The organism is Chitinophaga silvatica, assembly GCF_003419895.1.
Classification (GTDB): domain Bacteria; phylum Bacteroidota; class Bacteroidia; order Chitinophagales; family Chitinophagaceae; genus Chitinophaga; species Chitinophaga silvatica.
Genome location: NZ_QPMM01000004.1, coordinates 48,623 through 71,038, shown reverse-complemented (window position 1 = coordinate 71,038; position 22,416 = coordinate 48,623). Strand labels below are relative to the sequence as shown.

Annotated in this window: 19 protein-coding genes; 10 read left to right on the top strand and 9 right to left on the bottom strand. The window is 38.8% G+C overall.

All coding sequences use genetic code 11. From position 1 onward, the window contains the following. Nucleotides 1-83: 83 nt before the first annotated feature. Complete coding sequence (locus DVR12_RS09720) at nucleotides 84-971, bottom strand: SMP-30/gluconolactonase/LRE family protein (RefSeq protein WP_116975482.1); 888 nt, start codon at nucleotides 969-971, stop codon at nucleotides 84-86. A gap of 127 nt (nucleotides 972-1,098) precedes the next feature. On the opposite strand from DVR12_RS09720, the gene DVR12_RS09715 reads away from it, so the two are divergent. Further along, on the top strand, nucleotides 1,099-2,151 hold the full coding sequence (locus DVR12_RS09715; RefSeq protein ID WP_116975481.1) for a nucleoid-associated protein: 1,053 nt from the start codon (nucleotides 1,099-1,101) through the stop codon (nucleotides 2,149-2,151). Nucleotides 2,152-2,350: 199 nt separating this feature from the next. On the opposite strand, the gene DVR12_RS09710 is transcribed toward DVR12_RS09715, so the two are convergent. From DVR12_RS09710 to radA, 7 genes are all read right to left on the bottom strand, one after another. Then, entirely contained in the window at nucleotides 2,351-4,138 is a 1,788-nt protein-coding gene (locus DVR12_RS09710; RefSeq protein ID WP_116975480.1) for a carboxypeptidase-like regulatory domain-containing protein, read from the bottom strand. A gap of 132 nt (nucleotides 4,139-4,270) precedes the next feature. Further along, a complete protein-coding gene (gene ricT, locus DVR12_RS09705) occupies nucleotides 4,271-5,764 on the bottom strand; it encodes a PSP1 domain-containing protein (protein ID WP_116975479.1) in 1,494 nt (497 codons plus the stop codon). A gap of 144 nt (nucleotides 5,765-5,908) precedes the next feature. Then, nucleotides 5,909-7,048 (bottom strand): DNA polymerase III subunit, encoded by a 1,140-nt coding sequence (locus DVR12_RS09700; protein WP_116975478.1) that lies wholly within the window; start codon nucleotides 7,046-7,048, stop codon nucleotides 5,909-5,911. A gap of 32 nt (nucleotides 7,049-7,080) precedes the next feature. Continuing rightward, nucleotides 7,081-7,623 (bottom strand): hypothetical protein, encoded by a 543-nt coding sequence (locus DVR12_RS09695; RefSeq protein ID WP_147323438.1) that lies wholly within the window; start codon nucleotides 7,621-7,623, stop codon nucleotides 7,081-7,083. A 94-nt stretch (nucleotides 7,624-7,717) separates the two neighbouring features. Beyond that, the gene (locus DVR12_RS09690) at nucleotides 7,718-8,239 is read right to left on the bottom strand and encodes a glutathione peroxidase (protein ID WP_116975476.1); all 522 of its coding nucleotides are present in this window, start codon (nucleotides 8,237-8,239) and stop codon (nucleotides 7,718-7,720) included. A 96-nt stretch (nucleotides 8,240-8,335) separates the two neighbouring features. Next, a complete protein-coding gene (locus DVR12_RS09685; protein WP_116975475.1) occupies nucleotides 8,336-9,022 on the bottom strand; it encodes a ComF family protein in 687 nt (228 codons plus the stop codon). 10 nt (nucleotides 9,023-9,032) lie between these two features. Continuing rightward, a complete protein-coding gene (radA, locus tag DVR12_RS09680; protein ID WP_116975474.1) occupies nucleotides 9,033-10,409 on the bottom strand; it encodes a DNA repair protein RadA in 1,377 nt (458 codons plus the stop codon). Between the two features lie 547 nt (nucleotides 10,410-10,956). Between radA and DVR12_RS09675 the strand changes: the two genes are divergently transcribed. The 8 genes from DVR12_RS09675 to pyrH all read left to right on the top strand — a co-directional run bounded on the left by DVR12_RS09675 (nucleotide 10,957) and on the right by pyrH (nucleotide 20,487). Beyond that, complete coding sequence (locus tag DVR12_RS09675) at nucleotides 10,957-11,646, top strand: zinc metallopeptidase (RefSeq protein WP_116975473.1); 690 nt, start codon at nucleotides 10,957-10,959, stop codon at nucleotides 11,644-11,646. A gap of 296 nt (nucleotides 11,647-11,942) precedes the next feature. After that, entirely contained in the window at nucleotides 11,943-15,014 is a 3,072-nt protein-coding gene (locus tag DVR12_RS09670) for a SusC/RagA family TonB-linked outer membrane protein (protein WP_116975472.1), read from the top strand. Between the two features lie 17 nt (nucleotides 15,015-15,031). After that, on the top strand, nucleotides 15,032-16,420 hold the full coding sequence (locus DVR12_RS09665) for a RagB/SusD family nutrient uptake outer membrane protein (protein ID WP_116975471.1): 1,389 nt from the start codon (nucleotides 15,032-15,034) through the stop codon (nucleotides 16,418-16,420). A gap of 279 nt (nucleotides 16,421-16,699) precedes the next feature. After that, nucleotides 16,700-17,143, top strand: coding sequence for a 50S ribosomal protein L13 (gene rplM / locus DVR12_RS09660; RefSeq protein ID WP_116975470.1), 444 nt, complete (start codon nucleotides 16,700-16,702; stop codon nucleotides 17,141-17,143). 13 nt (nucleotides 17,144-17,156) lie between these two features. Then, entirely contained in the window at nucleotides 17,157-17,546 is a 390-nt protein-coding gene (rpsI, locus tag DVR12_RS09655; RefSeq protein WP_116975469.1) for a 30S ribosomal protein S9, read from the top strand. A gap of 91 nt (nucleotides 17,547-17,637) precedes the next feature. Continuing rightward, nucleotides 17,638-18,636: a 30S ribosomal protein S2 gene (gene rpsB, locus DVR12_RS09650; RefSeq protein ID WP_116975468.1), complete on the top strand. Its 999-nt coding sequence runs from the start codon at nucleotides 17,638-17,640 to the stop codon at nucleotides 18,634-18,636. Between the two features lie 128 nt (nucleotides 18,637-18,764). Next, nucleotides 18,765-19,589 carry a translation elongation factor Ts gene (tsf, locus tag DVR12_RS09645; RefSeq protein WP_116975467.1) on the top strand — a complete coding sequence of 275 codons (825 nt, stop codon included), beginning with the start codon at nucleotides 18,765-18,767 and terminating at the stop codon, nucleotides 19,587-19,589. A 184-nt stretch (nucleotides 19,590-19,773) separates the two neighbouring features. Next, nucleotides 19,774-20,487, top strand: coding sequence for a UMP kinase (pyrH, locus tag DVR12_RS09640; RefSeq protein ID WP_089765294.1), 714 nt, complete (start codon nucleotides 19,774-19,776; stop codon nucleotides 20,485-20,487). Between the two features lie 79 nt (nucleotides 20,488-20,566). On the opposite strand, the gene DVR12_RS09635 is transcribed toward pyrH, so the two are convergent. Then, nucleotides 20,567-21,670: a DUF3298 and DUF4163 domain-containing protein gene (locus tag DVR12_RS09635; RefSeq protein ID WP_116975466.1), complete on the bottom strand. Its 1,104-nt coding sequence runs from the start codon at nucleotides 21,668-21,670 to the stop codon at nucleotides 20,567-20,569. 72 nt (nucleotides 21,671-21,742) lie between these two features. On the opposite strand from DVR12_RS09635, the gene pdxH reads away from it, so the two are divergent. After that, complete coding sequence (pdxH, locus tag DVR12_RS09630; RefSeq protein ID WP_116975739.1) at nucleotides 21,743-22,390, top strand: pyridoxamine 5'-phosphate oxidase; 648 nt, start codon at nucleotides 21,743-21,745, stop codon at nucleotides 22,388-22,390. The last annotated feature ends 26 nt before the right edge of the window (nucleotides 22,391-22,416 follow it).

Genomic DNA, 22,416 nt, shown 5'->3' with positions numbered 1-22,416 from the left:
TTTGGGCATCTGTAGTTATTTAAACAATACTCAGGAGATTCGCTATCTCTTTGTTTTTTATACGTTGATGTATAAACGAAGGTTTAGAATTTTTTACCGGCAATTGCTACTCTGAAAGTTTCCACAGCCTTCCTGTCTTGCAGTGTTACAAATACTGTTTTACCATCTTTACCTCCAAAAACAAGATTGCTGCATTGCTTACCCTTTAAAGGTATTTCCCTTAATAATTTTCCATCAGGCGTCAGTACAGCTATCACTCCCTTTCCCCAACGTGCAACGTAGAGATTACCGGCTTTATCGCATTTCATCCCATCAAAACCAAAATCAGGAAATTCGGCGAAGAGCTGCTTGTTGGAGATATTACCTTTTTCATCTACCTCGTACTTCCAGATTTTACGTTGTACACTTTCATTTACATAGAGGATTTTTTCGTTAGGACTAAGTTCGATACCATTTGTTGTGCCCATATCGGTTTCCAGTAAAACAGGAATCCGGTTGGTATCGATTCTCCAAATTTGTCCGCTATTCGAAGCCCATTTGGGATCAGACGCAAAAATCTGATCCTTACGGTTTATACATAAATCGTTAGGTTGATTAAATTGATTGCTGTATACATAAACTGATACCTGTTTGGTTTTCATATCTACAGCCAGCACATTATGGCCTTTAAAATCAGGCAGTAACATGGTGCTTTTGCTATTAAAATGCACCCCGTTGGCCACGCTGCCATCGGGTAATGTCACAAAGATCTCACCTGCTCCGGTAGTGGGATTAATCTTTCCAATAGTACCATCGTGTTGAAAATTGACTATATATAGATTACCGGTTTTGTCGAAATTTGGGCCTTCTATATTGGAAGAGAACTGATTTTCGGAGGTTAAATCTTTAGCTTTATATAGTTCTTTGTTTTGGGCCAGGACAGTAGTGGCGCATGACAGCAAAAGTATGGCGAGGTATAATTGTTTTGTCATTTCATCCTAGATTTTAGCCTAAAATAAGGAACAAAATCAGATTTTTGCAGCGTTTTAAAGTTATCAAGATTTAATTACCAGGCAGTACAGTACGGTGGTCTGCCAACTTATTTATTAATTTTGCGCGATGATTCATGTTTCTGAGTTTAAAGATTTGGCGCTATTAACCATTCATAAAGTGGGAAATGCTTCAAATGATGAGCCATTAGTTTGTTCTAAGGCACCGCTGCAGTTGGAAGACGAAACAATTGGACAGTTGTTGATCACATACTTCATTCAGCCATTCACGAATGTTGCAGAATATTTCAGGTTTAGACATGATGCCGACCTGGAAATGAATGAAATATTTCAATATTGTAAACGTATCTTTACTAACCAGGATGATTTTCAGGAGCAATCCATAAATATTGCCAAACATCTATATAAACATTCTACTCATCCAAAGATCAAAGGAGGAGAATTATATATAACCTACTTTAGCAAATGTCTGGTCGATGGAGAAGAAGTAGCAGCAATAGGCATTTTTAAGTCAGAAAATCGGGATACCTATTTAAAGGTGTTTTTATCTGACGATAATTATCAGGTCAACTATGAAGATGGGATCAATATTAATAAGCTGGATAAAGGTTGCCTGATTTTTAATACTGAAGAAGCTGAAGGGTTTAAAGTTAGTATTGTAGACAGTATAGGTAAGCAACAGGAAGCAGTTTATTGGAAAGATGCTTTCTTACAGGTACAGCGCAGGGAGGATAGCTACCATCAAACTGAAACAGCTGTATCGATGTGCAAACAATTTATCTCTGATAAACTACCGAGTGAATATGAAATGAATAGAGTAGACCAGGTAGACTTGTTAAATAAATCAGCCGCTTATTTTAAGGAGAAAGAACAATTCCAGTTAGATGATTTTGCTAATGAGGTTTTAGGCCATCCGGATGCTATCGCTTCTTTTAAGGAATATCGAAATGAGTATGCAAACCACTACCAACAAGATTTTCCGGATGAATTTGAGATTTCAGCTCCTGCTGTTAAGAAGCAACAAAAGGTTTTTAAGAGCATTATTAAATTAGATAAGAATTTCCATATATACATTCACGGTAACCGCGAGATGATTGAAAGAGGATTTGATGAGGCTACCAATATGAACTATTATAGGTTATTATTTGAAAACGAAGCATAGTATTCGTTTTTGACGTGCCCGTAGGCGCCTGTGCAGATTGATTTTGTGAGAATGATATAAACTGAACTTTACAATTTTCTCATAAGCAAAAACCAATTGTTAACAAAGGCTGCCTCGTCTGGGCGGCCTTTTATTTTGCTACTGAATTATACTAAAATAGGGCTACCATTGGTAGCCCTATTTTAGTATTGATATTGAATTAGTCATAATAAAGAATCTTCATTTTAAATGTTCCGGTTATTGGAAACCTTGTTGTACCTGTGCTATCGCTACCAAGTGTACCTGTAATACTACCTTCATAAAATTCGTCAGCCCCGGTACCCACTTTTGTGAGAGTGCATGTTCCTTCTGCTTTGCTGTAAGTCATGTTTTTGATACGGAAAAAGAAATTGTCATTCTTCAATGGATAAGTTCCGGGAGCGAAAGGAGTATTGGAAGATAATCCCCAATTAAGTTGCTCACTTAAATCTGCTTTACTCGATTTTGCACCAATACTGTATGTTCCAAAGCTCATGTGCCAGGAAATAATAGTATCCTGTTCTCCAAATGTATAACTCTTACCATTGAAATTCAGGTTCATGAAAGCAGTAGCTTCCTTACAAACCTGTAAATCTATACTTTCTGTATTTACAGTAACTGTTTTGGTGATTTTGTTGCTGGTGTTATTTACAACATCCATTGCAGCAATCTCCAATTCTGAAGCTGTGGATGCACAGCGTAAAATATTTATTGAGTATTTTCCATTATCGTCAGAATAGGTACGATAAGTTCTTCCTTCAAGTAAGGCAGAAACATAAGCACCCTTAACTATAGCATTATCACAATCAGTTATTTTACCAGTGATAGTAAGGAAAGGAATGTTGATGTCTATTGCTAAATCGCCCAGATCTGTATCATTCAGAAGTGGCCCAATAGGCTGAGGATGGGTATAAAGAGTATTGTTACATTGTCCTGCTAAGCTTAGAGTAAGCGCTTTTTCAGCCGGTACTATTCCTTCAACTACTCCATTATCATCTGTAAATCCGTAACCAACCTGTCCTTCACTGGTTTTAAGAATTACCTGCGTGGCCTGTACCGGTACCCCGGCTTTTGAGAGAAAGCGGATTTTGATTTTCGCCTGAGCGAATGGGTAATCGAGATTCCAGAAAGAAAAGTGTTTAACTTCTCCGATATAAAAAGCCCCGTTTTTAGTTGCCAGACCTTCTTCCTGCCATAATCCTGATTTCTCATCAAAATACCAGAGAGGCATGGTGGCAGGAGCTGTATTTAGTAAGGATGTAGGAATGGCATATTTAAGCATTACAGATTTATTGGTATCGAGATGGAGGGCTTCTCCATTAGCTCCTTGTAGTTCTACTGCAAACATACCGAAGGACTGTAACCCTACTTCCTTTCCGTTTTTATTGGTTCCTCTCAGTGCTCCGGGTTGTATATCTGCAAATTTGCTGTCTTCAGGATTGATGTTGCTAATTAAAACACTAACTTTTCCGCTATATACTTCATTGTTGCCATTTAAAACATGATTGGGCTGAAAGGTAAGCTGGCAGGTAGATGCGGCAGTTATTTGGCCTCCATTGACAGCTTCAAATTGGCCGGCTTCTTTTTTGGGTAATAGCTGAATTTGTACATACTTAAGGCTATTGGCGCTTGTGATGAAAGTGCGGCTGCCATTGAAGTAGCCATCTTTCTTTACAACTACAACGGCAGTGTTTTTAGAAGCAACCACATTGTCAAATTTGAAAAAACCATTAACATCAGTTATACCACTTATGGCTCCGAAGGAAACAATAGCACCCTTAACAGGTTCTTGTTTTTCATCGATAACCCGACCCTGAACACTAGTTTTGACAGTTACCACCGGGGTTGGAGGGGTAGTACCATTTCCATTGTTGTTACCATTATTTTCAGAAGAATATTCTTTCTGGCAGGCAAAGAAGATTAAAGTTAGAGAGAATAACAACAACAATGAGTGGGGGAATTTTTTCATAGGTAATTTATGATTTTAAAAAGAGTAGGAAAGGTAAATAAATTATAATATAAAGTATACAAAAAGAAAAGGCCAGCCTATTGGCCAGCCTTGTTCTGAATAATTCAAATCTATTTAAGAAACCCGCTCAGATTATTTTTCTTTATCGGGTTGATTGTTATTATTCTTATTGTGTTTGTGTTTATGTTTTGGATGATTATGGCGTTTATCTTGTCTAGGTTGTTGAGAACCTTGATTTGATTGATTAGGGCTTTGCTGTTTAGGTTGCCCTTGAGGTTTATTTCCCTGGTCTGGTTTGGCCTGGTTTGGCTGGTTACCTTGTTTAGGGGAATTATTTCCTCCGCCATGACGTTGTTGGGGCTGCTGACGTGCATCCTGTTTAGGCTTTTTGTCCTGTTGCTGAGGTTTATGTTCCTGTTTGGCAGCAGGTTTTGCCTGTTCTTGCTTGGAAGCGTTTTTAGGTTCGTTACCCTTTGGTTGTTGCTGTTGTTGTTTTTGTTTATCCTTATCTTTCTGTTTACGTTTCTGAACGGTTTTTTCGAGAGATTTAAGGCTAATTTGTCCAACTACATCAGCATATCCGAGATCTGCTTCTTTAGGTTTGGTAGTTACTACCTCAACTGGTTTAAGATCTTCTGGTTTGATACCTTGTTTGTTGAGCTGTTTGATTTCTTTAGCTCTGGAAATAGTAAGAGGGTATTGTTTGTTACTCCCCTCAAAAGAATACCACATGAGGCTTTTGAAGATATCACGTTTTTGCAGGTGGGCAACACCAGCTGCGGTTTCAATGATATCGGCATCTTCCGGAAACTCTTTTAAAGCGTCCAGGTAGGTATCTAATTCGTAGTTAAGGCAGCATTTAAGGCGACCGCACTGACCAGAGAGTTTGGCCTGGTTAATAGACAGGTTTTGATAACGGGCCGCGGTAGTATTTACGCTTTTGAAATCAGATAACCAGGTAGAGCAGCATAATTCTCTGCCACAGCTACCGATACCGCCTACTTTTCCGGCTTCTTGTCTGGCACCAATTTGGCGCATTTCTACTTTTGCGCGAAACTCGGAAGCATAAACTTTAATAAGCTCTCGAAAATCTACACGATCGTCTGCTGTATAAAAAAAGGTTGCCTTGCGGCCATCAGCCTGAATTTCTACTTCGGCTAATTTCATTTCAAGGCCCAGGTTACGAGCTAAAGCTCTGGATTTGATGAGCGCCTCTTTTTCGCGGGCCTTATTGTCGCTCATCCTTTGTAAATCGTCGTTGGTAGAACGACGTAAGATCTTTTTTACTTCGGGCGTGTCTTCTACACGTCTTTTCTTCATCTGCAGCTTTACCAGCTCGCCTGTGAGGCTTACTGTTCCAACGTCAAACCCGCTAACTCCTTCTACCGTTACCATTTCTCCTTTATCAAAGGTTTGTTTGGTAATATTTCTGAAAAAGTCTTTGCGGCTGCCGTGGTTAAAGCTTACTTCAACTATGTCAAATGGTGCTAAGCTATCTCCAAGGGGAATATTGGATAACCAATCAAATACATTAAGTCTGTTGCAACCTCCTGTACTGCATCCTCCATTACTCTTGCATCCTGCTGGCTTCCCATCCACACCCGTACCACATCCGGCACAAGCCATATTATTAATTAGTTTAAATTTTAGAAATAAGCAATTCAGGTTGTACTGGTTCTTAAAATACATTTTTCCTGTCAGAAAAACAAAGAACCGTAAGCAACAAAGATAGGGAAAAGGTGCTGATAAGCCCGCGAATGCCGCTACTTATTACATTACTGGTATAGGTTTATTTTTAAATATGTGTTGTAGCTTGATAGACAGCGCATGAAATAATAGTTTTCCATTGGCATTGCGTTCTATATAATAGCAGGCATTATTTATTTCCGAGGCAATGGCAGCCAATTGCTCATGATTGGCGAGTTTACGGAGTTTGGCCGCAAAATCAACTTCTTCAGGAGAGAACCCGAGAACAGACTTATCAAGATATTCCAGTCTGATAGTATGTTCTATCAGGTTAACAAAGTAGCGGAGGAATTGCTTTTGGTTCTCTCTACCTGTTTTGGCGCTGGAAATACCTTCTATCCATTCCTGGAGAGCAATCCGATTACCTGTAAAAAGGTGATTTAACCAATTTCTTAGTAATTCGTGATAATCATCATCAGAATGTTGCAGCAAGTACAAAGCCTCCCTATAATTGCCAGAAGCAATAGTGGCTATTTGTTGGGCTTTAGGGGCAGCTACCTGGCTTTTTTCTTCCAAAGCCTTAACAATTTCATCTTTTTGGATTGGATTTACCTTAATAAGATGAGTTCGGGAAAGTATGGTTGCAAGAATCTGTTCCTGGTTTTCAGCGATCAGAATGAATAAAGTATTCTGTGGAGGTTCTTCTATTAGTTTTAATAGCCTGTTTCCCTCATTACCTAAATATTCAGGCATCCACATAAGTAATATCTTATAGCCGCTTTCGAAGCTTTTGAGATTTAACTTATGAAGGATATCCTGACATTCGCTTGCAGTAATATTTCCTTGTTTATTTTCTGCACCGATGAACTGTAGCCAATCATAGGCATTTCCGTAAGGATTTGTGTCTATGAATTCGCGCCATTCATTAATATAGTCTGTACTGATTGGTTTATCACCAGATTTTCTTGGGATTACCGGATAGGAATAGTGAATATCCGGGTGAATATGTTGAGAGGCCTTAATACATGCAGAACATTGCCCACAGGCATCTTCTGCCTGTTTATTTTCGCAAACAAGATATTGAGTGAATGCAAGACCTAATGGCAATCCACCGGCTCCTTCGGGAGCAACAAGAATCATTGCATGGCTAAGTCTATTGTTTTGGACTGAGTGTACAAGTTGTTGCTTAATACCATTTTGGCCAATTATTTCAGAAAACTGCATGAGCGCAAGTTAATGAAAAGAGGATTATCCTCTTATTCTAACCTAACATAGCAGGTATTTTCGAATGTTCCGGTGGCAACTTTTGCCTTGTTACCTGTTTCAAGATAAAAAAAGCCGGTAACAGTTTGATTTTTGGTATTAATTCTGCGAATTGTTATGCTGGAAGTATCTGTCTCCAAAAACTTGTAACCCTGAGGAGTAGCAATAGCTATTATCACAAGTCCATCATTTTTTACTCCTTTCATAAATTCGTAGGTTCGGAGATGCAGGCTATCGTTCGTCAATTCAAGATCGGTGTACAACGTGTCTCTTAAATTCAGGAGAACTTTAAAGGAGTCACAAGTCGCTTCTGTGCTCATAAATTTAATTCCACCAGAATCTGTATGTTGGTTAAAGATAACATTACTTACAAAGTTCATTACTCTGGTAGTTTCACCAATATTTACCATCATTTTCATAGAGGGGCAAGAAAGTGAAGGAGTATCGATCAGATTTTGGCAACTCATTAAAGGAATGAGTAAAATAAGAATAATGAATAATTTCTGATTAAGAGTAGAGGTTTGGTTCATAGACATATTGCCATTTGGTTAAAAAAACTATAGCTAACTACTACAAAGGAGTAATAGCATTAATTCTCATGACACAAGTTGGCAATGGCTAAGAAAATGATTACTTTTCTATTGCTGCGATCACTTCCGGGGCATCAGGTTGAGTTTTGGGAGAAAAAACAGCGACCAGATTTCCTTTTTCGTCTAACAGATATTTCTGAAAATTCCAGGTTACCTCAGTTGGTTCAAAATGTTTTGCTTTACTTTCTTCAAGTAACCATTTATAAATGGGGTGAATATCATTTCCTTTTACTGAAATTTTAGCTGCCATTGGGAAGGTTACAGCATATTTTTTAGTACAAAATTCCTGAATCTCTTTATTTGAACCTGGTTCCTGAGAGCCAAAGTTATTGGCAGGAAATCCAACAATTACCAGTTTATTCTGATATTTCTTATACAGATCTTCAAGTCCTTTATATTGAGGAGTATTACCGCACAAAGACGCAGTATTTACGATTAATACTTTTTTTCCCTTGAATTTTGAAAAGTCAATTTTTCCTCCATCAACTGCATCAACCTTAAAATCATATAAATGAGAAGTGCTGAAAAACATAACTATAGAAAGTATGGCAAGTCTAAACATCTTGGAGTTTATTTAAAAGTATATAAATCGAAAGCGAATTCGGCTATGAGTAAAGGTAATAATAATCCTATTTTGTTGCTGAGTTTTTTTTCTGGTTTAATGCCATGTAAGCGCCAGGGTGGCAATACTAACCTTGGCATTTTTCCGGAGCAAGGCCTGTGCACAGGCTTCTGTAGTAGCGCCTGTGGTAATAACATCGTCTATCAACAGTAAGTGTCTTCCTGCCAGGGGGGAATTTGCAATGAAAGTATCAGCTACATTTTGCCATCTTTCGCTTCTTCCTTTTTGTGTCTGGGTATTTGTATATTGTTGACGATGAATTAATTGTGTATTTATTTTGAGGTTTAATACCTCTCCGATTCCTTTCCCGATCGAGGTAGCCTGGTTATAACCTCTTTCCCGTTCCTTTTTTGGGTAAAGCGGAACCGGAACCAGGGTATCGATTTCCTTATACCAGTTGTTTTGCTGTAACTGAATCCCCATCTGTTTACCCATCCAGATAGCAATATCCTCGCGTTTTTTATATTTAAACAGATGGATAAGCTGTCTTAGTTCTGAAGATTGATGATAATAATAGGCAGAAAAGGCGTGTTCAATTTTGGCTCTTCCGTTAAATAATCTCATTACCGGGTTATCATTATATCGTTGGAAATTGGTAACGGGTAAAGATTCTATACATCTAAAGCATAATAATTCTGCAGTAGCAGGCAAATCTGTACCGCAGATCTCACAGCAATGCGGATAGAAAAGCTGTACCAGTGGTGTTAACAAACGGGAAATCATAAAGTATTAATTAAAACAAACGTTGATAAACTTCTTCTACTCTGCCAACAGCAATAACTTCGATCATAAATTTACTGAAATCGATCCCTTTTTTGTTATAGCGGGAAATAAAAATTTTCTCAAATCCCAGTTTTTCTGCTTCAGCAATTCTTTGCTCAATACGGTTTACGGCTCTGATTTCGCCGCTTAAGCCCACTTCACCGGAGAAACATATTTTCGGTGGAATGGCCACATCTTCATAGGAAGAAAGTAGTGCGCATAATACTGCCAGATCAATAGCCGGATCTTCCACCCTAATACCACCGGCAATATTCAGGAAAACATCTTTGACACCGAAATGAAATCCTCCTCTTTTTTCAAGAACGGCCAGTAATAATTGCAGGCGTCTCAGATCGAATCCGGTAGCAGTACGTTGAGGGGTACCATAAACGGATTGAGTAACTAATGCCTGAACTTCTACCAAAAGAGGGCGCATTCCTTCCAGGGTAGCGGCAATAGCAACACCACTCAGCAAATCTTCTCTTTGTGAAATAAGTATTTCCGAGGGATTGGTTACCTGTCGTAACCCTACACCTGTCATTTCGTAGATTCCAAGTTCGGCAGTGGAACCAAATCTGTTTTTTATAGTTCTCAGGATTCGATAGGCGTAGTGTTGATCCCCTTCAAACTGTAATACTGTATCTACCATATGTTCCAGAACTTTAGGACCGGCAATTGAGCCATCTTTGGTGATGTGACCGATGAGGAATACAGGGATATTACTTTCCTTGGCGAATCGTTGAAGTTCGGCTGTGGTTTCTCTGATTTGGGAAACGCTACCGGGAGCGGATTCGATAAAAGGGGAGTGCAGGGTTTGGATTGAGTCTACAATTACTAATTGTGGTTGTAGTTTTTTTATTTCCTGGAAAATGGTTTGAGTGGAAGTTTCGGTGAGTAAAAAAAACTGATCGTTGCTTATTTTGATTCGATCGGCACGCATTTTTATTTGTTGCTCACTTTCTTCACCACTAATATATAAGGTTCTGATATGCTGGAGTTGCAATGCGTTTTGAAGGAAGAGTGTTGATTTGCCGATTCCGGGTTCACCACCTACCAGCACAAGAGATCCGGCAACTATACCGCCGCCGAGTACTCTGTTTAATTCATTATCGGGAGTTAGGATTCTTTCTTCCTGACTGGTAGTAACATCAGAGAGGTTAATAATTTTTTGAGTACGGTTGCCTGAGTCGTTCTGTTGTTTCCAGTCTACAATTTTATTGGAAGTATCTTTTTGAACTTTCTCTTCAACAAATGTATTCCATTCACCACAGCTGGGACATTTTCCATTCCATTTGGCGGCTTCGTATCCACATTGTTGACAAAAAAAAGCAGTTCTGATTTTACTCATAAATTTTTAAAGGATGGGTTACAAAGTAAATGGATTTTTAAACTTGAGGGAGAAAATGGTTGAAAAAAAGCTTTCCAAAACGTCATAAAATGAGAAAAGAGCCAAACGGAAGATTCCGTTGACTCTTTCTACTTACTAACCCATTAAATTCAGGTCTAAATTACAAAATGGCTTCAGAATAAAAAAGTTTATTTAATTGATGTGAATAACTTTTGACTAATGGTGTCATTCTTACAAAGTGGCTGCCAATGCTTGTTTCAGCCTGTATTTTTATCTAATATTACTTTCACTGACCCATGCTAAAATGTTGATAAAGAGAGGTGATGTTTATGATTTTTGCATATAAAAAAACCGTCATAATATAGATTTTCATCAATGACAAACAGGCGTCCTCAAGGGGGAAATTTGTTCGTTTTGCCAATATGGCAGTGTTAAATTATTTTTTCTTTACCAAAAAAGAGGGGGTGTCAGCCCAAATGCTAAATAAAACTTAAAATGGGGTTATTGGAAGGGTATTTGTGCCTGCTTAGGTCTAATTTAAAGAGCTATGACACCTGGAATTATGTTCGTATCACTGATCTTTGTGGGGATCAGCATGCTTGTAAGCTATATTCTGAAAAGTAAGTTCCAGGCTTACAGCGAAATACCCACTTCTTCAGGTTTAACCGGCCAGCAAATTGCTGAGAAAATGTTGAAAGACAATCAGATATATGATGTCCGGGTTCAGGCAACCGAAGGTTTTTTATCTGACCACTATAACCCGGCAGATAAGACTGTAAATCTAAGTCCTGATGTTTTTTATGGGGCCAATGTTTCGGCGGCGGCTGTAGCGGCCCATGAATGTGGCCATGCTGTTCAACATAAAGATGCATACCGTTGGCTGGGGCTCAGATCCCGTTTGGTACCTATTGTACAATTTAGTTCTGGTATCGTATCCTGGGTGCTTTTAGGAGGTATATTATTAATTAATGTATTTCCTCAATTGTTGTTGGCTGGTATTATATTATTTGCAGGTACCACCTTATTCTCGGTAGTTACCCTGCCAGTGGAATTTGACGCTTCCAGAAGGGCATTGGCCTGGTTGGATCGCAGTCAGGTTATGAAGCCTGCGGAGCATGATAAAGCTAAAAATGCTTTATGGTGGGCGGCAATGACCTATGTAGTGGCAGCATTAGCCTCTATGGCCACCTTATTTCAGTATATCTTAATATTTATGGGAGCCAGAAACCGCGACTAAAAGCTAATTTAAGGTTACAAGATAAAAAAGACAGCTATATGCTGTCTTTTTTTTATATATGTATTTTTGTGAACGTAAAATTAATACGCTAAACTTTTAACAAATCGTTAAGGAATTGAAAAAAAAATTATATTTTTATCCGACAAATTGAAGTTAGCCAACTTTGGTTTCTGTCTATATTTTTTGCTTATGATTCTTCTTATAGGATAGGAATGCCCTGTAGAAAATTAACCAAACAACCAAAATAGTATTTAAGACTGCTGTTATATAACTCAAAATCTAAACATTCAAAAGCCATGTTGCGATTCTTTTCGATGGTAGGGATGTTGCTAATCCTAAGCATATTCTCGTTTGCCCAAGTAGGTCAACTGACAGGTAAAGTAACTGATGCCAAAGACGGCACTCCTTTGCCCGGAGTAACAGTGAAAGTAAAAAATTCCAATATCGGAACTATTACAGATGCCACTGGTACTTATCATTTATCTGTGCCTTCAAGTGCTGTTTTTTTAACTTTCAGTTTTGTCGGATTTGCCGATCATGAAATAGCGATTGCCGGACATTCAACTATTAATATTGCTTTGCAATCAGGTAATAAAGATTTATCTGAAGTAATTGTAGTTGGTTATGGTACCCTAACCAAAAAGGATGTTACAGGTTCCATTTCTAAAGTTGCTTCGAAAGAAGTTGAAAATCAACCTGTAGCGAGCCTTGAGTCAGCTATTCAGGGTAAAGTTCCTGGTGTTGTAATTGAATCTGGTAGTGGTAAGGTTGGTCAGGGTATTAAAGTAAGGGTAAGGGGTACATCTTCTATATCTGCCAGCAGTCAACCATTATATGTGATTGATGGAATGCCGGTAAATACCACTAGCCGTAGTGATATTTATAATGATGAAACTAACCCAATGGCAGATATCAATCCAAATGATATTGAGTCTATTGAAGTATTGAAAGATGCTTCTGCTGCGGCAATCTATGGTGCCCGTGGTGCTAATGGAGTAATTCTCATTACAACCAAGAAAGGAAAAGCTGGTGAAAAAACTAAACTAGAGTTAAACGCTAATAATACTTGGGGCCGTCCTACTAAAAAAAGAGGATTCTTAAATGCTCAAGATTATATTGATTTACTCCATGAAAGAGCTGTAAATGATGGTAAACTTTCATTTGCTGCTGGATATAACCCAGTAAATCCTGCTCTACCACCATTTGCATCTGAAGCAGAAGCAATAGATTATATGACTAAGAGGGTTGACAATGCTCTCAAAAGTTTTTCGCTAGGTAAAGATTTGAAAAGCTTGGGGTATACGACTGATTGGGAAAGTTTAATGTTCAGAGACCCTGCTCACAGCCAACAGATTGATCTATCAGCAACAGGTGGAAATGAAAAAACAAAATTCTATGTTTCTGGATTTTATATCAATCAACAGTCAATTGTAAAGAATAACGACTTTAAAAGATATGGTGGTCGCCTAAACCTGGAACATAATGCAAGCGATCGTGTATCCTTGGGTATGAATGTAAATATCAGCCGCTCTCAGTTAGATAGGGTATCAAATGATAATAGCTTTTCAACCCCAGGTCAATTAGTCGCACAGTCTCCAGTTTCTCCATATCTTGATGATAATGGAGAAATTAATAATAGTACACTTTATCCAAATGGTCTCTACGATGCTCAGTTTAATACAAGTAGCATGATTACGTTCAGAACATTGGGAAATGTATTCCTGAACTACAAAATCCTTCCCTCTCTATCATTCCGTAGTGAGTTGGGTGCAGACATTTCTACTATAAATGAAGATTCGTATATAGGTGTTCTTGCTTCTGATGCATTTGGCAAAGGGTTTGGTTCATCTTTTATCAGCCAGGACGTTGCGCTGAATACAAACAACTATTTCTCATTCAATCCACAATTAGGTGGTGATCATACATTGAGCGCTACGGCTGGTATGAGTTATCTGCAGGATGATTTTAATTCAACTCAGGTTCAGGGAGAATTATTTCCTTCTGATATTATTAAAAAATTAGCAGCCGCAGCTTCTATTACTTTTGGAAGTACGCAGGCTCAGCGTTATACTTTCCTCTCTTATTTTGCAAGAGCCAATTATTCTTATAAGAATAAATATATTGCTTCCATAAGTGTTCGCTCTGACGGGTCTTCTCGTTTTGGTCCAAATAATAGATATGGTATTTTTCCGGCAGGATCTGTAGCATGGGTACTTTCAGAAGAAGAATTTCTTAAAAGCAACCCAACTCTGACTTACCTTAAAGTGAGAGCTAGCTATGGTAGTACCGGTAATGCTGAAATTGGTGAAAATAGATTTCTGACATTATTATCTCCTACCTCTTATCCTCAATTGCCAGGATATCGCCCAACGCAAATGGGAAACCCTGATTTAAAGTGGGAAAGAACAAATCAGGTAGACGTAGGTATCGAATTTGGATTATTTGATAACCGATTCAGTGGTGAAATCGATTATTACAACAAGCAAACTTCTGATTTATTATTAAAAGCTAATCTGCCTTATACTTCAGGATATGGTTTCCAATATATGAATATTGGAAGTATGGAAAATAAAGGTGTTGAAATAATGCTAAATAGTATCAACATCAGGAACCGTAATTTCAAGTGGACCACTACTCTGAATTTGGCTTATAATAAGAACAGAGTTAAAAATATTGGTGGACAAATAATTGAATCTACAGGTGGTGAACAAAGGGCTGTTGAAGGTGAACCTATAGGTGTTTTCTATATGCCAAAATTTGCAGGTGTTGATCCTAAAACTGGAGAAGCGTTATATGTAGATGGTTCTGGTAAAAACACCACTTCTTATTCTGATGCGGTTAAAATGGTAGTTGGTAAATCAAACCCTGATTGGACAGGAGGGTTCACTAATACATTTAGCAGTCACGGTTTTGACCTTTCTGTATTCTTCTCTTTTGTACAAGGCAATAATATTTATAATCGTGCAGGTATTTATCAGGATAATGGCTTTGCAAGTGGATATGATAACCAACGTGTAGATGTATTAAACAGGTGGCAGAAACCTAACGATATTACCAATGTACCACGTTTGTCAAGATACTTCTCTAATGGTGCAAATCAGATGTCTAGTCGCTGGATCTCTGATGGGTCATATATTCGTTTGAAATCTGCTACACTTGGCTATAATCTACCTAAGCAAGCCCTTGATGTTCTGAAAATTTCAGGGCTACGTTTATACGTTGCAGGTTATAACCTTTGGACAAAGACAAAATTTGTAGGCGATCCGGAAGTCAATTCGGATGTGATGGGTAACATTGCAGGTGGTATTGATTATTATACAATTCCACAAGCTAAGCAAGTAACTGTAGGCGTGAATGTTAAATTTTAACTTTAAACCTGAAAGAGATGAAATTATTTAAGAATTATATAGGAATTTGCTTGCTGGCTGCTGCTTCATTTGGTTTGCCTGCATGTAATAAAAAATTGGATGTTATACCTGGGGGACAAATTGTTCCAAACCAGATCAAATCTCAAGGAGATGTTGAAGCCGTAATTAAAGGTATTTATTCAAATCTTCAGGACCCAAATGCATTTGGTGAAAGAAATTTGCTGATGGCAGATTTGCTGGGTGATGAAGGAGAAATTTCATTTGAAGGCACTTTTCTGAATTATCGTTTAGTTCAGGAGAAAAACCAGGATAAAAATAGTTCAATCGTTGAAGGAATGTGGCAACGTAGTTACTATACTATCAACAATGCTAACCTGGTATTGGAAAATTTAGACAAGGTATCTAAAGATAGCAAAGAGGCGTTTGAAGCTGAAGCCAGATTTCTGAGAGGTCTTGTTTATTTTAACTTGTGCAACTTTTATGCAAAACCTTATTCTGCCGGTAATGTAACATCTACATTAGCTGTTCCTCTTATCTTAAAGGCGACAATTGGACAAGAGAACCTGAAGGATAGTTATCAGGGTAGAGCAACATTGGATGCAGTTCACAAACAAATCCTTGAAGATTTGCTATTTGCTGCTGAAAAGTTACCTGAATATATTGGCAATGGTCGTGCAGATAAATATGTAGCAAGTGCAATACTTTCAAGAGTTTATTTATCAGAAGGTAAGTATGAAGAAGCAGCAACCGCTGCTAACGAAGTAATAGAAAGTGGAGAATATGCCCTTACTTCTTCTTATAGCAAAGCATTTAACAATGCTTCTAATTCAACAGAAGATGTATTTGCTATTCAACAAACCAATCAAAGCAATTCTGGTACCACGAACAATGGGTTGACAACCTTTTATGGCGGTTACGATTATGGTAGCAGAGGAGATATTATTATAGATCTTGATGCTTTGCCGGTTACCTTCGAAGCTAATGATGAGCGTGGTAACTTCTTCTATGAGAATTATGGTATTAATGTAGACGATGGAATGTACACAACTAAATGGAGAGACCAGTATAAGGTTATACCGATTGTAAGATTGGCTGAACTTTATCTGACAAGAGCTGAAGCAAACTTTAGGGCAGGAACCACAATTGGTGCAGATCCAATAGATGATGTAAATGAAGTTAGACATAGATCTGGAGCTAGCGTGCTGAATAAAATAACAGTGGATGATATTGTAGAAGAAAGAGTAAGAGAACTATTGTTTGAAGGAGATAAAATTTGGACATATAAAAGATTAAAAAAGGATTTCGGTTCTTTAAGCTATTTATATGATAAATTGATTTTCCCAATACCTCAACGTGAGATTGATGTGAATACTAAATTAAAAGATCAGCAGAACCCAGGATATTAAAATTTGTACTTAATAAAAAAAATCCCGGTAGCCCAGCTACCGGGATTTTTTTTATTAAGTACAAATTATGTTTTTTGGGTATGTGAATGGTGTAAAAAAACCTTCCTTTAGATTGTTAATAACTTTTATACAAATTTTTTATTGAAAATCAATCTATTACAAAGGTGTCTTATAAAAAAGTGTTTAAAATGTATGGTTATTCACATTTGGCAATGTACCTTTGCGTTCCTCTTAGGGGGATGATTGTTTACAAGACGTAACATTATATCGTATACAACAATGAATACATTAAGTTTCAAAACTAAATCGGCTAACGACGCTTACGTAAAGCGTGACTGGCATATAGTGGACGCTACTAACCTGACACTCGGAAGAGTGGCTGCTAGAATGGCGGCTATCTTAAGAGGTAAAAATAAGCCTTACTATACGCCTCATACTGATTGTGGTGATTATATCATCGTAATCAATGCAGAAAAAATCGTTTTGTCTGGCAACAAAATGCAGGAGAAAGAATATATCCATTACACTGGTTATCCTGGTGGTCAGAGAATTGAATTGGCTAAGGATCTGAATCGTCGTCGTCCTGAAGTGATGATTGAGAAAGCTGTTAAAGGTATGTTGCCTAAAAACCGCCTGGGCCGTGCTATGTACAAAAAATTATTTGTATATGCGGGTGCTGAACATCCTCATGCTGCACAGAAACCAAAACCATTAACTTTCTAATTTTCTCTGATACATGGAAAAGAAAAAAAATACAATTGGTCGTCGTAAAGAAGCTGTTGCCCGTGTTTATATCAACAAAGGTACCGGTAACATTACAGTTAACGACAAAGATTATAAATCATACTTTTCTCTGATCTACCTGCAAAATCAGGTAGAACTGCCTTTAAAAACTATTGATGCACTGGACAAATTTGATGTGAAAGTGAACGCACAAGGCGGTGGTATCAAAGGTCAGGCTGAAGCAATTAAACTGGGTATCGCTCGTGGTTTATGCGAAGTGAATATCGAGTTCCGCCCTGCTTTGAAAGCTGCAGGTTTGCTGAAACGTGATCCTAGAGGTGTTGAACGTAAGAAACCAGGTAAAGCTAAAGCTAGAAGAAGCTTCCAGTTCTCTAAACGCTAATATTTTTGAGTTACTGGCGATTGGTTTAGGGTTCTTTACCCGCTACCGAAAGCTAATCATTATTTGATCCTTATAATTGAGCAATATAAACATGGAAAATAATACCTCATTGCAGCAGCAGTTACTGGAGGCAGGTGTTCACTTCGGTCACCTGAAGAAAAAGTGGAATCCAAAAATGCTGCCTTATATTTTCGCAGAAAAGAAAGGTATTCATATCATTGATCTGAATAAAACCGTTGAAGGTTTACAGGAAGCAGCTTCTGCCCTGAAATCTATCGCAAAAAGCGGTAAAAAGATCATGTTCGTTGCTACTAAAAAGCAAGCGAAAGAAATCGTAGCAGATGCTGCGCGTAACATCAACATGCCTTTCGTTACTGAAAGATGGTTAGGTGGTATGCTCACTAACTTCTCTACGATCCGTAAGAGTGTAAAGAAAATGCAGAGCATCGAAAAAATGCTGCAGGACGGTACATTCGATAACATCACTAAGAAAGAACGTCTGACTTTAAGCCGTGATAAAGAAAAAATGGAAAAAGTGTTAGGTGGTATCGCCCAACTGGCACGCGTTCCTGCTGCTTTATTCATGGTGGATATCAGCCACGAACATATTGCATTGGCAGAAGCAAAACGTCTGGGTATCACTACCTTCGGTATGGTTGATACTAACTCAGATCCTACTAAAGTAGATTTTGCAATCCCTGCGAACGATGACGCTACCAAATCTATCGCTATCGTAACCAGCTACATCTGCGCAGCTATCGCTGAAGGCTTATCTGAAAGAGCTACTGAGAAAAATGAAGAAGAGGAAGAAGTAGAAGAAGCAGAAGATAAAGCTCGCAAATTCGATGTAGAAGGTGGTGAAGATCGTGAAAGAGGTCGTAAGAGCGGCAGCGGCGGCGGTCAAGGCCGTGGTCAAGGCCAAGGTCAGGGCGGTAACAACCGTGGCGGTGGCCAAGGTGGCAACCGTGGTGGTGGCCAAGGCGGTAACCGTGGTGGTGGAAACAACCGTGGTGGCCAAGGTGGCGGTCAACGTCGTCCTTCTGGTGCTGGTGGCGGTGGCCCTAGAAAACCAGGTGGCGGTCCTAGATAATTTATTACCGTTATGAGTTACGAATTACTGGTTTGCTGAAAGAATAAATCATTCCTTCCGCAAGCTCGTAATTCGTAACTCGTATATGAACTCCGTATAATTTTAACTATCTAAACTAATTATAGCTCATGGCAACAATTACAGCGGCTGATGTTAATAAACTGCGTCAGCAAACTGGTGCTGGTATGATGGATTGCAGAAAGGCACTTGTAGAAAGCGACGGTGACTTCGAAAAAGCAGTTGATTACCTGCGCAAAAAAGGTCAGAAAGTAGCTGCTTTACGTTCTGATCGCGAAACTAAAGAAGGTGTTATCATCGCACAAACTGCTGCTGATGGTAAATCTGGTGTTATCGTAGGTTTAGGTTGCGAAACCGACTTCGTTGCTAAAAACGAAGACTTCGTGAAATTCGCTCAATCTATTGTTGATCTGGCACTGGCTAACGGTATCAAAACTATTGATGCATTAAACGCTGCTTCTCTGGATGGCGCTACTGTTGCTGATAAAGTAAACGATCAGGTTGCGAAAATCGGTGAGAAAATCACCCTGAATAAATTCGAATTCGTTGAAGCTGGTGGAGTAACCGCTTATATCCACGGTAACTACCGTATGGGTGTTCTGGTTGCTTTCAGCAAACCAGTTTCTGCTGAAGTAGGTAAAGATATTGCTATGCAAATCGCTGCAATGAACCCTATCGCTGTTGATGCTGATAGCGTACCTGCCGACGTAATCGCTCGCGAAAAAGAAATCGCTGTTGAACAAGTGAAAGCAGAAGGTAAACCAGCTGAAATGGCTGAGAAAATCGCTGCTGGTAAAGTGAATAAATTCTTTAAAGAAAGCACTTTATTACAACAGGCTTTCGTTAAAGACAGCAATAAATCTGTTGCTGATTACCTGAAATCTGTTGATGCAGATCTTAAGGTATCTGGCTTTAAGCGAATCGCTTTAGGTTAATAACTTATTATATTAAAAAGGAGAGAAGTAAAATTCTCTCCTTTTTTTTGTACATACCCCAATAGGGAGCAAACGGGAGATATACGCATTTTTTTTAGCGGTACCTGCCATTCTGCATTTTAGTTGTATATTAGAATGCCGTAATCAGTTTAAGTACTATAATCTTACAATATTTTATAGCGTCATGTTGCCAAAGTATAAGCGTATTTTGCTCAAATTGAGCGGAGAGGCCCTGATGGGGGATGCAAATTATGGTATTGATCCAAAAGTGATAGCACAGTATGCCTACGACATCAAAGCAGTTACTGACCTTGGTGTACAGGTTGCCATAGTTATCGGAGGCGGAAACATTTACCGCGGTATGAACGAAGTAGATACCGGCATCGAAAGAGCACAAGGTGATTATATGGGAATGCTGGCCACCGTAATCAATGGTATGGCTATGCAAAGTGGATTGGAAAAGGTAGGATTATATACCCGCCTTCAATCTGCTATCAAAATGGAACAAATAGCAGAACCTTACATCCGCCGCCGTGCCATCAGACACCTCGAAAAAGGTAGAGTAGTTATTTTTGGAGGTGGTACCGGAAACCCTTACTTCACCACTGATACAGCTGCCTCTTTGCGTGCTATAGAAATCCAGGCAGATGTTATCCTTAAAGGAACCAGAGTAGATGGTATCTACACCGCCGATCCTGAAAAAGATAAAACTGCTACCCGTTTCGAAACCATTACCTTCACTGAGGTTTATCAAAAATCCCTGAACGTAATGGATATGACAGCGTTCACGCTCTGTCAGGAAAATAAACTACCAATCATTGTTTTCGATATGAACCGCCAGGGCAACCTCCTGAGCGTGATCATGGGCAAAAATGTTGGTACCCTGGTTAAAGGATAATAATACCAAACATATAAAGGAAAAGGGTTTTAGGAAGATCTATCATCAACCTAAAACCCTTTTCTATTTAAATAAAAAACTATTTCAATATATCCTTTAACTCTGTAAACGGCACAAATAAAGTAATCTGGCCCATTGCATAAGGCCCAATCTCATAAGGGGTATAACTAAAGCAAACTCCCTTGCCGGTAACAATTAAATTATCATTGGCAGGAATTGTTTTAACCAATAATACCTGATCCAGTGTTTCCTCTTCTCCTAAATGAAATTTCTCTCTGAATGCTTTATCCAATAACGGACTCAATTTCTCTTTATAACCTGGTTTAAATAGATCATCAGGCGTTAAAGCCTTCCTCTTAGCCAGATCTAACGTTTGATACTTTGCTCCCCAATTGCCATGCGCACCTCCTGTAAAGTCGTACCCATATTTCTCAATTACAAGCAATGGCCAGGTATTATACACAACTTTCATATCATTATCCGTTGTCCAGTTCCAGGATACACTGCTACCGTCCTTAAATTCAGCGGTATCTACATCTTTGGCTGCAATACGGTAAACGAGCATAAAGGAATCAATTGCCCGTTTTAAATAGGCTTGAGGGTCTTTGCCTTTGCCTCCTGTAATCTGTTGAATTAAGAAGTCTGCAACCTCTTTATTCACACTCGAATCCGGCCAGATGATGCTATTGGAAACAGTTCCCATCGGTGATTTGGTAAAGGATGGAAGTAGTTTAACAGAATCTATAGCATAATAGACTTTTAATAGGGTAGCATGCTGGAGGTCTGTGTGTAATTCATAATGATAAGAGGTACCATCGCCATGCCATACGCCTTTGAACTTTCCATCATCAGACAAATAACCACTAAACAGCCTGTCTTCATCCGAATTCGTTTCTTCGTAGATATTAACCAAACCGGAGTCTAAGGTGCCCCATAAACCAATTGGTTTGCCGATACTATCATAAGCATAATATCCTCTCAATAAATGGGGGGCTGTTTTCATCAGTTGCATGGTAATTGGCTGGTCGCCTACCTTCCCCTTTAATTGGGTATAAAACTGGGGTGATGACAAAAGAGGAACCACTGTATTAGCAGTAGTGCCTGCCGATTCATTGCTGTTCTTTGTGTGGCAGCCAAATAGGGCAACGAGCAGAACGAGTGCCACAAACGAAGCTCTTTTCATAATATGATTTATATCAGAAGCTCAAAATTACTATTATCCTTGCATACCTTTGAAACTATAAAATTACAGATCATGTTGAACCAACAAATTGCGGCATTGCGAACTGATTATATGCAGGCTTCGCTGAATGAAAGCGATGTGGCTACAACGCCACTGGGGCAATTCGACAGGTGGTGGAAAGATGCGGAAAAAAGTGAGATAGATGAATTGAATGCAATGACTCTTGCAACCAGTACTCCAGCCGGTCATCCAACTGCCAGAATAGTGTTGCTTAAGAGTTTTGATGAAGAGGGATTTATGTTCTTCACTAATTATGAAAGCCGCAAGGGGCTGGAGTTAGCTGTAAATCCCAATGTTTGTTTATTATTTTTCTGGAAGGAACTGGAACGTCAGGTTCGTATAGAAGGTACCGTTAGTAAGGCTCCTGCGGCCATAAGTAATGAGTATTATGACAGTCGCCCGATTGGTAGCAGGATAGGAGCAATAGCTTCACCACAAAGTAAAGTAATTCCAAACCGTGAGTTTCTGGAAGAACAGGTAACACGTATTACTGAAACATATAAAGATAATACCCCTGTAAGACCGGATTATTGGGGCGGGTATATAGTGAAGCCACAGGCAGTAGAATTCTGGCAGGGAAGAAGCAGCAGGCTGCACGATAGAATTCTGTATACTATAACTCCAGAAGGAAATTGGAGAATAGAGCGTTTAGCTCCGTAATTAAAAAATGACTTAAAGGATGTAGA